The sequence below is a fragment of the Paenibacillus sp. N3.4 genome (genome assembly GCF_008017805.1).
In the GTDB taxonomy this organism is placed as follows: domain Bacteria; phylum Bacillota; class Bacilli; order Paenibacillales; family NBRC-103111; genus Paenibacillus_E.
Genome location: NZ_VRTT01000133.1, coordinates 1 through 10,782, shown reverse-complemented (window position 1 = coordinate 10,782; position 10,782 = coordinate 1). Strand labels below are relative to the sequence as shown.

General features: G+C 49.2%; 9 protein-coding genes. 4 read left to right on the top strand and 5 right to left on the bottom strand.

The features are described from left to right. The first annotated feature begins 235 nt into the window (after positions 1-235). On the top strand, positions 236-430 hold the full coding sequence (locus tag FU659_RS36105; protein ID WP_187274576.1) for a hypothetical protein: 195 nt from the start codon (positions 236-238) through the stop codon (positions 428-430). Positions 431-526: 96 nt separating this feature from the next. Here the strand turns inward: FU659_RS36105 and FU659_RS33495 are convergent, their stop codons facing one another. The 3 genes from FU659_RS33495 to FU659_RS33485 form a co-directional block, all read right to left on the bottom strand. Then, entirely contained in the window at positions 527-2,914 is a 2,388-nt protein-coding gene (locus FU659_RS33495; RefSeq protein ID WP_147951496.1) for an ATP-dependent DNA helicase, read from the bottom strand. A 162-nt stretch (positions 2,915-3,076) separates the two neighbouring features. Further along, positions 3,077-4,405 (bottom strand): FtsW/RodA/SpoVE family cell cycle protein, encoded by a 1,329-nt coding sequence (locus FU659_RS33490; RefSeq protein WP_147951495.1) that lies wholly within the window; start codon positions 4,403-4,405, stop codon positions 3,077-3,079. Further along, entirely contained in the window at positions 4,402-4,713 is a 312-nt protein-coding gene (locus FU659_RS33485; RefSeq protein WP_147951498.1) for a PadR family transcriptional regulator, read from the bottom strand. The genes FU659_RS33490 and FU659_RS33485 overlap by 4 nt, the downstream gene beginning before the upstream one ends. A 202-nt stretch (positions 4,714-4,915) precedes the next feature. Between FU659_RS33485 and FU659_RS33480 the strand changes: the two genes are divergently transcribed. Genes FU659_RS33480 through FU659_RS33470 form a run of 3 tightly spaced genes read left to right on the top strand, consistent with a single transcriptional unit; the run spans position 4,916 to position 8,906 of the window. Further along, positions 4,916-5,362 (top strand): MarR family winged helix-turn-helix transcriptional regulator, encoded by a 447-nt coding sequence (locus FU659_RS33480; RefSeq protein ID WP_147951494.1) that lies wholly within the window; start codon positions 4,916-4,918, stop codon positions 5,360-5,362. Positions 5,363-5,389: 27 nt separating this feature from the next. Then, positions 5,390-7,144, top strand: a complete 1,755-nt coding sequence (locus FU659_RS33475; RefSeq protein WP_147951493.1) for an ABC transporter ATP-binding protein — start codon at positions 5,390-5,392, stop codon at positions 7,142-7,144. After that, a complete protein-coding gene (locus FU659_RS33470) occupies positions 7,137-8,906 on the top strand; it encodes an ABC transporter ATP-binding protein (protein WP_147951492.1) in 1,770 nt (589 codons plus the stop codon). Before FU659_RS33475 ends, FU659_RS33470 begins: the two co-directional genes overlap by 8 nt. 23 nt (positions 8,907-8,929) lie before the next feature. Here the strand turns inward: FU659_RS33470 and FU659_RS36100 are convergent, their stop codons facing one another. Both FU659_RS36100 and FU659_RS38615 read right to left on the bottom strand, forming a co-directional pair. After that, on the bottom strand, positions 8,930-9,091 hold the full coding sequence (locus tag FU659_RS36100; protein ID WP_187274575.1) for a hypothetical protein: 162 nt from the start codon (positions 9,089-9,091) through the stop codon (positions 8,930-8,932). A 53-nt stretch (positions 9,092-9,144) separates the two neighbouring features. Next, the gene (locus tag FU659_RS38615) at positions 9,145-10,575 is read right to left on the bottom strand and encodes a peptidoglycan DD-metalloendopeptidase family protein (protein WP_315971405.1); all 1,431 of its coding nucleotides are present in this window, start codon (positions 10,573-10,575) and stop codon (positions 9,145-9,147) included. Positions 10,576-10,782 lie beyond the last annotated feature (207 nt).

Below are 10,782 nucleotides of genomic sequence, written 5' to 3'. Positions count from 1 at the left end.
ATCCCCCATTCGTTTTGAAGAGGTCTATTATGCTCGGAATAGTGGATAGAAAACAGCAATTCGTCGTGTCCAATCTATTGACTTAAGACCAAAAACCGCGTTATCCTCCTTGCTATACCGCTTTCCCATCTACTTTTCTATCGGTAAGCAGGATTTTCAGTGTTACAGTGGCGTTTTTGCTTTTTCTGGCTGCTGTAACGCTGAAAAACCGCGTTATCCTCCTTGCCATGCCGCTTTGCCATCTACTTTTCTATTTGTAAGCAGGGTTTTCAGTGTTACAGAGGAGTTTTTGCTTTTTCTGGCTGCTGTAACGCTGAAAAACCGCGTTATCGTTCCAGACTTGCAATTTTCAATCACTTTAGCCTGCCCTAGTACCCGTATGGACAAGATTCACATTCATCAGTGGTACCGCACAGCGGCGGCAGCATGAAACTCCTATCTAAACAAAATGGCGTGCAGCCCGAGTAATTGGGCGCGCGCATTTTGCTGTTCAGAAGGGATGCAGCTAGGGGGACCCTATCTGGAATTAAGAATCGCTCCTATCCGAATGCCCAATCACAGGTTTGTGCATACGCGGCGGCAATACTTTATAATTACGCCATTCCTCCGGGAGCAAGCGCTGATACAGAGGCTGCAAATACCGGTCGTCAATGAGCAGCAACACTCCGCGATCCGTTTCGGATCGGATCAATCGGCCGCCGGCCTGCTGGACTTTGTTCATGCCAGGGAAAACATAGGCGTATTCATAGCCGTTTTTGCCCGTACGGTCCATGTAGGCTTTGATGAGGTTCCGCTCCGGCCCGACTTGCGGCAGGCCTACACCCACAACAGCAACACCGGTCAGCCTATCGCCCACCAAATCGATGCCTTCCGAAAAGATACCACCCATGACAGCAAAACCGATAACCGTCCTCACAGAAGCAGTTCCGAACTCAGCCAAAAACTGTTCTCTCTCCTCCTCCGACATTTGCGGCTGCTGTATCAACACATGAAACACATGTTCCTTCTCCTCCGAATGAACCTCCGTCCTCGATTCATCATTCACTAGATCGGTAAAAGCCTCGTATATACTGCTCATATAAGCATAAGAGGGGCAGAAAATAAGGTAATTCCCCGGACGCTCCTCCACCAGCTCATAAAGCGTGAGAGCGATGGACGCCCGACTGCGCTCTCGGTCTTGATAGCGCGTCGATAAAGGCTGTATAAGCACCTCCAGCTGATCTTCCGCAAAAGGAGAAGGCACCGATACGGAATAATCGTCTTCTCCAGCCCCTAAGGATTCCATGAAATACGATAATGGCGTAAGCGTGGCTGAGAAAAAAACATGCGACCGATAGCCCTTCCCCATTTCCTTGAGCAGGTGAGACGGGTCGAGGCAGAACAGCTTAACTGTGACCTCGCTCCTGTCGCATTCGCTAAACGTCACATACCGTTCATCATATAACTTCGCGATGCGCAAGAAACTTTGTGCGCGGAAATAAACATCCAGCAGCAGTTGACTTGGCGAAGCTGATCGAGTGGCGACCAGCTCTCTTTCCGCAAGCGCGACAAATACCTCCAGATACGCAATCAAGGATTCAGGCAGTTCCGACGCCACCTGCATCTGGGACTCGCCGATTTGTTTGCGCAGCATAATTAAATACTGATTGATCGCCTTGGCCGCATCGTGCAGCTCTGTCTGAATGCCCTTGAACATGCGCTGGAGCTCCAAAAAATCCGTTTTACATAAATCGCTGGAATACATTCCTCGTGCACGGTCCAGCAAATTGTGCGCCTCATCTATGAGCAGTGCGGATTTCCGCTTCTGCTCCTCAAAAAGTCTTTTCAAGTTTACTTGCGGATCGAACACGTAATTGTAATCGCAAATAACGGCATCCGCTGCGTATGCCACATCCAGCGAAAATTCAAAAGGACAAACCCTGTGCTTGCGCGCATATGCTTCAATCACAGGACGCGTCAGCATTGTTTCCTGCGTGAGCAAATCAAGCACCGCCTCATTAATCCGATCATAGTAGCCGTCTGCAAACTCACAGTATTCCTTCGTACACCTAACTTCTTCCTTCAAGCATACCTTGTCTTTGGCCGTAATCGTCACGACATGCAGGTCTAACCCCTTGGTCTGCAAAAGCGAGTAAGCTTCCTCAGCTGCCGTACGCGTGATGGTCTTCGCCGTCAAATAAAAAATGCGCTGCAGCTTGCCTTCTCCAATCGCCTTCACCGCAGGAAAAAGGGTCGACATCGTTTTACCGATGCCTGTGGGCGCCTTTGCGAACAGCTTGTGTCCCTCACTGATTGTTTGGTAGACAGCCGCTGCAAGTTTCCGCTGCCCTTCGCGGTAATACTCGAACGGAAACGGCAGCCCCTTTATGCTTTGATTTCTCCGCTGTTCATGCGCATGCCTTGCCTCTGCGTAAGGAAAATACTTCATCACCATATCCTGAATGAACTGTTCAAGATCCTCGAATGATGTCTCCATGACAAACCGGCTCGTCGCCTCTGTCTCCATTTGGACATAGGTAAGCTGAATACGCATCCTGCCTAAACCGCGGTCTTTGGCGATTATATAGGCGTAGCATTTGGCTTGTGCCCAGTGAACGGGATGAGAATCTTCTCTAATCTGTTCAATATCCTCTGAGGTGGATTTAATTTCATCGATCGTCAACATCACGCCGTCCGCATCCAGAAGAAGACCATCGCATCGTCCATCAATGACGAATAGAAGGTCCTGGTAGACAATTTCCGTAGAAACATACACTTCCCGCTGATCCAACTCACTATATTGCTTCTGTACTTTCTGATGCGCTTTAGTCCCTTCCGTCAGCGTAGTCTTGGTCCGAAAGCTTGCATCGATACTGCCGCTGCGGTACACATACTCCACGAGGGAACGTACAGAAATGTTGACGATACTTGGCATGATGACCTCTCCACTTAAGAACGTTTGTTCTTTATTGTATCATGCTCAAATACCAAAAGACATACATTCCCCTCCATCCTTCCTTCCCGTTATATTTCCAACGGCCACACAATGGAGAATAGAAGCGTCATTGGCCGCGCGTAAACCAGTAGGCCACCTTTATCAGGACCGGCGAATGTTCATGCCAGCTAAACGAGAAATACGGTCTTTTTTACGATACACACTCAGAATGCATCCCATACAGGCACAGGTCAACACGAGATGGCTGCCCCCATAACTAAGAAAGGGCATCTGAAATCCTGTGATCGGCAGCCAGCCAACAGACATGGCGAAGGTCCAGATAAACTGAACGGCAATAACAGCAGTAAATCCAAGAATGATAGCTCTGCCAAATGGATCCCTAACACACGAGCCAGTTCGAATGAGTCGGCTAACCAGCAGAAGAGAGCTTAACACAATGAGAATACCGGCCATCCAGCCATGCGCATAGATCAGATAAGTGAATAACATTTCCGTGTGAATCTCAGGAAGGCTCTTATTGACGATCCCGAAGCCATGGCCCCACCAGCCTGCCGAACGAATGGACATCATGGATTGTACAGCCATGTAGTTCATATCTTGACTATTTTCTGTGGGACGTAGAAAGACAGTCATTCTAGCTAATATATAAGGTTGGCGAAGCAAGTAGCATAAACCTAAGAAAATCCAGATGAATAAGGCTCCGAATACTTCCTTTCGAAGAGTTCCCATAACAAGCTGAATGCTTACAAAAGCAGTCATATACACAATCATCGAACTAAAACTATGCAAACTGATAAAAAGAATGCTTGGGTATACGACGAACAACGCCAGTCGAGTCCATATCGAGCCATTTGACGTATGTTTGCGCGTGTATAGCGCCGCACTGCCAATAACAAAACAGCAAATGCTGATCAAGGGAACATCGATAACCATATTTTTTATATGTAGAACCTTTTGACCGTTTACTTGTTCTCCTACAATATGGACCAACAGCGCCAACACGAAAGGCAGCGCCATGATCCCCCATGCCCAGCGTTCCATTTTGCGATAATCCATAAAATAAAACCCTATAAGCACCATAAATCCCAAAGAGACAAAAATCAGCTCATGTTCAAAAAGCAATTGCGCCATGCCCCGCATGCTGCTCATGCTAGTTTCAACTGCAAAGATCGCAAACAGCGCCATACCGAGGAACATGACAACAATAGCTAAAAGTCCCCACTCCATCTTAGGCTTGTGCACCTTATGTAAACCTCTTCCAATTTGCTCCGGATCACCGAGCTCAGACAGCGACTCTTCTACAGCTTGGTTAAAGGAGCAGTCCTTCTCCAATTTCGCGTCAACCAGATCCTGCAAGTGAGATTCCAGTTCCCACCTGATATCTCGATGTACTTCTGAGGCCCTTACTTGTTCACATACCTCTGACAGATAGCGCTGGACACGTTCATCTTCTCTCACATCGACAATCATACCGATCCCTCCCCCAAAAGTCGGTCTACTGTCGAGCGAAACAAGCTCCACTCCTTCTGCTTTTCCTTCAGCTGCCCTCGGCCCCGTTCGGTAATACGGTAATATTTCCGCTTGCGCCCATCCACTTCATCCCAGTAAGCTTCAACCAATCCATCCGCTTCAAGCGTATGCAAAATCGGATAAAGAGTCCCTTCTTTCAAGGTAAAAAGCCCCTCCGAGCCCTTCTCCATCTCTTTGGTCATTTCATAGCCGTACATCGCTTTGCGTTCCAGCAGCTTCAAAATAAGCGGAACCGTACTGCCTTTCATCAGTTCTTTGTTCAACGCAAACCCTCCTCGTTCTTTTACAAAAATCGTTCACTTGCATCGCACATCTATGCATCGATTATCTATGTATAATAATTGAAAATACCCTTTCTGTCAATTTCAAAAGACAATTTGCTTATTGACAACTTCTTCAACTCGCACTAGGATATTACTTAGCCGACTAATAAAAAAGGAGCGGATCAATATGCCCCACCCACAGCCCGAATCTCTTACCCATATGATGTCTCACATCCTAAAATTGCATCGTCATACCGTTGATCAGATGATCCATAGCTATGACGTTTATCCCGGACAGCCGCCCCTGCTGCTTCGCCTCTTCGAGGAGGACGGACTTAGCCAAAGCGAGCTTGCCTCGCGTATACGAAATAAACCCGCAACCCTCACCGTTATGGTAGATCGCATGGAAAAGACTGGTCTCGTGCAGCGCAGACCCGACCTTCATGATCAGCGTGTGACCCGTGTTTATTTGACGGATAAGGGCAGGCAAGCCACAATCGTCGTCAAGGAAGCGATTCAGACCGCCGATGAGAAAGTGTTTGAGCATTTTCTCCCGGAAGAAAAACTTTTGTTCCGCCGTCTCTTGATTCAAATGCATGACAACCTGTATCAAAGCGATCCAACAGATCGTTAGCTAACAAACAAAAATGAGGTGTTTCTGATGTGGAAGTTACGATCTTTTCTAAAACCTTACTGGTTCATGACTCTTATAGCGCCACTCCTCATGGTGATGGAGGTTTGCATGGACTTAACCCAACCGCGTCTGATGGCCGCAATTGTCGATCAGGGGGTGACCCAAGGAAACCTAGAGTTGATAGGAACGACAAGCTTACATATGCTTGGCGTAGCCCTGCTTGGCCTCATCGGTGGGGTCGGATGTACGTACTTTACCGTTCGCGTCTCGCAAAACTTCGGCTCTGATCTTCGCATGAGCGTATTCGAGAAAGTGCAAACCCTGTCCTTTCGTCAGCTCGATTCTTTCTCGGCGGGTTCACTCATTACTCGACTAACCGGGGACGTCGTTCAGCTGCTTAATTTGGTCCAGATCCTTTTGCGTCAGTTCACGCGAGAATTTTCTCTTATCATCGGCAGTGTAACCATGGCCATCATCATAAGCCCTCGGCTTTCCCTTATTTTGCTGCTAGTTATCCCGATTCAGTTTGTGATTCTTTATATGCTAATGAAGCGTTCAACCCCCCTCTTTCGAACGATGCAGCGTAAACTGGACAACGTAAATACCGTTATTCAGGAGAGCACGACGGGGATACGGGTTATTAAAGCATTCGTACGGGCTTCGTTTGAACGAGCTCGATTTGGCAAAGCGAACAGTGCCTACTACGATTCCGGGCTTAAATCCGCCCGAGCGATGGCGACGAACGGACCGCTCATGACACTCATTTTGAATATCAGTATTGTCGCTGTCATCTGGTTCGGTGCGGGGCAAACATGGCAAGGCCTTATGCCGATCGGAGATCTGGCTGCTTTTCTCATTTATATTTCGCAGGTACTCTTCTCTCTTGTGTCCATTAGCAGCACCCTCATGAATGTGTCGCGGGCCCGAGTTTCTGCGGATAGGCTAAATGAAGTGTTGGATACAAAAGCAGATATGAACGAGCCGATGGATGGGGATAAAGAGAAGGCACTTGCACATTCCGCCTCGCAACAAGGCCGATTGGTGTTCGAGCATGTTTCCTTCGCTTATGATTCGAATCCGGATAAAAAGATACTGAGCGACCTCAGCTTTGCCGTTGAACCTGGTCAAACCCTCGGTATTCTTGGAGCCACAGGCTCCGGAAAGTCCACACTCGTTAGCCTGATTCCAAGGCTCTATGATGTGAGTGAAGGGCGCATCCTGCTCGATGGCGTCGATATCCGAGACATACCTGTCACACAATTACGCCGTGAGGTTGGTCTTGTCTTGCAGCAATCTATTCTGTTCAGCGGCAGCATCCGCGATAATATCCGTTTCGGCAGACCGGATGCCTCCGAAGATGAGGTCGAGACAGCCGCACGGGCTGCTGAGGCGCATGAGTTTATCGATAAACTCTCCGAAGGATATGGAGCGGTGCTTGGACAGCGCGGTGTCAATCTTTCCGGCGGGCAGAAGCAGCGTATTTCTATTGCACGCGCATTATTAATGCGCTCACGCATTCTTGTGTTGGACGATAGTACCAGCGCCATTGACCTTGGCACCGAGAAGCGCATTCAGCGCTCGCTGCAAGCGCTCATGAAAAGCAGCACCTGCCTGATCATCGCGCAGCGCATTTCATCCGTTAAGCATGCAGACCAAATTATCGTCTTCGAAGAAGGCCGTATAGCTGCCAAGGGCACACACGAAGAGCTCCTAGCAAGCAGTCCGATCTACCAAGACATCTACGAATCCCAGCAAGGAAAGGAGACAGCCCGCCATGGCTAACGAAAAGCCGCGCAAACCGCGCGCCAAAAACACCGGGGCGACCATCGCCCGCTTGTGGGGCTACTTGAAGCGCCAGCGTGCAAGCCTGATCTCCGTCTTTGTTTTTACGATACTTAGCTCGGGACTCGCATTGGTAGGACCTTATTTCATCGGCGTTGCGATTGACGATTACATTTTACCGCGTGATTACGGCGGCCTCCTGCGTCTTTGTATCATCCTACTAACTATTTATGTCATTAGCGGCCTTACTTCCTTACTTCAATCTTTCCTGATGGCGGGCGTGTCCCAACGAACCGTTTGGGAACTCCGCCAAGACTTATTTGCTCATTTGCAAAAGCTGCCTGTCCGCTTTTTTGACCAAACGTCGCATGGCGAGCTGATGAGTCGAACGACCAATGATATAGAAAACGTGTCCGCTACGTTAAGCCAGAACTTGACCCAAATGATTATGAGCAGCATTACCGTTGTCGGCTCGCTGGTCATGATGCTTACCTTGAACGTTTGGCTAACGTTAATCAGCTTGGTTTCCGTACCTCTCGTTCTCTTCACAACAAAACAAATCTCCAGACGCACACAGAAGCTGTTCAAAGAACAGCAGCAGCGGCTTGGTGAATTGAATGGGCTAATTGAAGAAACGATTTCCGGCCAAAAGGTCGTGAAAACCTTCCGCCGTGAAGCGGCCTCCGTGCAGCAACTCCATGTGATTAATCAACAGATGAAGAAGGCGGGCACCAGCGCGCAAAATTTATCCGGCATGATGGGGCCGAGCATGAATATGATTAATCATTTCAGCTTTATTTTGCTTGCTGCCATCGGAGGGTGGATGGTGCTGAAGGGCTGGACGATGGTCGGCGTAGTCGTCAGTTTTTTGAATTATTCGAAACAATTCAGCCGTCCGATCAACGATCTCGCCAATCAATATAATATGATTCAATCTGGTGTTGCGGGAGCCGAACGCGTTTTTGAAATTATGGATACCCGTACGGAGGAAGAAGCCGGTTCAGGCTCTCAAGAGCTTCCTGCGGTGAAAGGCGAAGTTGTTTTTCAAGACGTCTCATTTGGGTATGACAAAGACGCAGCTACGCTTCAGGGAATTTCATTCACCGCCAAACCCGGTGATCTCATTGCCCTCGTCGGTCCGACAGGCGCAGGCAAGACAACGATCATCAATCTGCTTACCCGCTTCTATGATGTGGACGCAGGAGCGATTCGAATCGACGGTCACGATATCCGCGACCTCGACAAAAATTCCTTGCGCAGCCAGCTAGGCATCGTGCTGCAGGATGTGTATTTGTTCTCGGAGACGGTCCGAGAGAACATTCGCTTCGGGCGTCTAGATGCGACAGACGCCGAGGTAGAAGCAGCCGCGCGTCTAGCGAACGCGGACGGGTTCATTCGCAAGCTGCCGAAGGGCTATGACCAGATGCTCACCGCCGAAGGCGGCAATCTGAGTCAAGGCCAGCGGCAGCTGCTCACGATCGCGCGGGCGATTCTCGCCGATCCCGCGATCCTGATTCTTGACGAGGCGACGAGCTCCGTCGACACGCGAACCGAGATGCACATCCAGGAGGCGATGGGCATCCTGATGCAAGGGCGAACGAGCTTCGTGATCGCCCACCGGCTCAGCACGATCCGCGAAGCGAGTGCGATTCTCGTCATCCACGGCGGCCAGATCGTGGAACGCGGTACGCACGAGGAGCTGCTTGCGCGCCGAGGCCATTACTACGAACTGTACGCTAGTCAGTTCCAACAAGTTGTGTAGCTGACTTTCTACATGAAAAAGGATCAACGAAAAGTCACCTCGACTCCACGTTGATCCTTTTTGCCTTTATCCGACTTAGCAAGTGATTTAGCGAACAGCCGCTTCCGCTTCTTTTCCAACATAGTCATCTCATCCGAAAAGGCTTCGGCCAGCGACGTCTGCTTATCCGGCAAGCTCAGCGCCAAGCAAATCTCTGCCAGGAAGGAGTAGGAAGAGATTTCCTCCTATTAATTCCCGGTTAATTGCCTCCACTCGGCTTCACCCACTGAAAAGGTGTAGTATTGAAAAATAAATTCGGATTTACCTGCACGTTATGTGCCCAAAAGGTAAAGTGCAGGTGCGGCCCCGTTGAGAACCCGGTTGTGCCAACAAGCCCGATAATGTCGCCCTGCTTGACTCGATCGCCCGTTTTCACGCGGAGCTCGGAGAGATGGGCATATTGTGAAAAAAGTCCCATGCCATGATCGATATAGATGGAATTTCCAGTCAAATAGAGAGGTTCTGCCAGTGCGACTACCCCATCATTCGTTGCTTTGATCGGAGTGCCTTCTTTAGCCGCCAGATCGATGGCCATATGGGAGCTGTCTAATTTGCCGTTCACATAACGGGTGTAACCGTAAGGCGTCGTCAAAATCCCCTCGATCGGCTGCACAAAAGGCCCCGTGTATAGGAACTCCGGCTGCGACTCGCTTCGCGCCAAATCAATCTTTTTCTGATCGGCCGCAATTCGATTTGTATCTTGCTTCATGCTCTCCATTTGCGCTGTCACTTGAAGATACTGGGTTTCGAACTTTTTGGCATCTATGGTCAGAGTCTGGTCACCGATGGGATATTTTCCTGCCTTAGCTTGCATGGTAATCGGCAAATACGTGAAGTAACCTGCTCCATAGGGCTGCAGCTTGTACGTTTTTCCCAACCATGTTACGCTTCCGGGTTCATCATGACGCACAAGCACGACATCTCCAGGGGCAGCGTGCTCAGGTATGAGCTTCCACTTAGCGCTGATAGCCGCTTTGGCCGTATCCCTTGAAGCATATAAAGCAGCTTCTTTCTTCACCTGTTCCAGATGATTTTTTTCTTGCATGATCGCTGCTGCTACTTCCGGTGTCACACCATCCATCCATGTCTGACCACCATCCACGGTTACGAGCAGAGGCTGCTGGAATCCTGCTGCTTTTGCATCCTTGGCGTTTGCCAATAGCCCCCATCCAATGCGTGGAGTTAAAAACTGCGACTGTTTCAGCGGGTAAGTCACGCCATTCCGTGTTAAGCTATTCATGTTTGTGTCGATTTCAGGTATCATACTTCCTGACTCCAAACCTATAAGCTCACTAATCGTCCCATCTGTTGCCATGCTGCTTATAGGCTGTTCTCCTGCTGGACTTCCTTCCGCCTCCTGCCAACTGGCTCCGCCGTCTGTTGTTCTCATCATGCCATCCGTGTACTTTAGCCAGCCTTGATTGAAGTCCACCATGCGGAATTCCAATGCCTCTCTGGGTGGAGGAGATGGGATTGACGCTTCAGGAGCTGTGACCACAGATGAGCTGTTTTTATGAAAAATGGAATGAACAGGCTCCCACTCGGAACCGCCTATGGCAACAACGAAACCAGCTGCCAGCACAAATGAACTGATAACGATTAACACATGTTGATTCTTGCGAGGTTTCACAGATATGCTGGCCTCCTTGCCAATTGATAATCTCTTGTCCTCATGAATGATCGTATGTGTTCATGATATCATACAACGGACGACAAGAGTGTAAATAGGAGACGCTTTTGAACCTCTCATGACTAAAGTCACGAGATTCTTGGGTAGTCTCTTCTAACGAAGAGAAGTTTACCAAGCTAACCCTGTCGTTCCGACAGTTCGTGTAGT

Coding starts and splice junctions, on each gene's coding strand:
- FU659_RS33485 (WP_147951498.1), bottom strand. CDS start 4,713: ATGAAAGGCAGTACGGTTCCGCTTATTTTGAAGCTGCTGGAACGCAAA.
- FU659_RS33475 (WP_147951493.1), top strand. CDS start 5,390: ATGTGGAAGTTACGATCTTTTCTAAAACCTTACTGGTTCATGACTCTT.
- FU659_RS33480 (WP_147951494.1), top strand. CDS start 4,916: ATGCCCCACCCACAGCCCGAATCTCTTACCCATATGATGTCTCACATC.
- FU659_RS33495 (WP_147951496.1), bottom strand. CDS start 2,914: ATGCCAAGTATCGTCAACATTTCTGTACGTTCCCTCGTGGAGTATGTG.
- FU659_RS33470 (WP_147951492.1), top strand. CDS start 7,137: ATGGCTAACGAAAAGCCGCGCAAACCGCGCGCCAAAAACACCGGGGCG.
- FU659_RS33490 (WP_147951495.1), bottom strand. CDS start 4,405: ATGATTGTCGATGTGAGAGAAGATGAACGTGTCCAGCGCTATCTGTCA.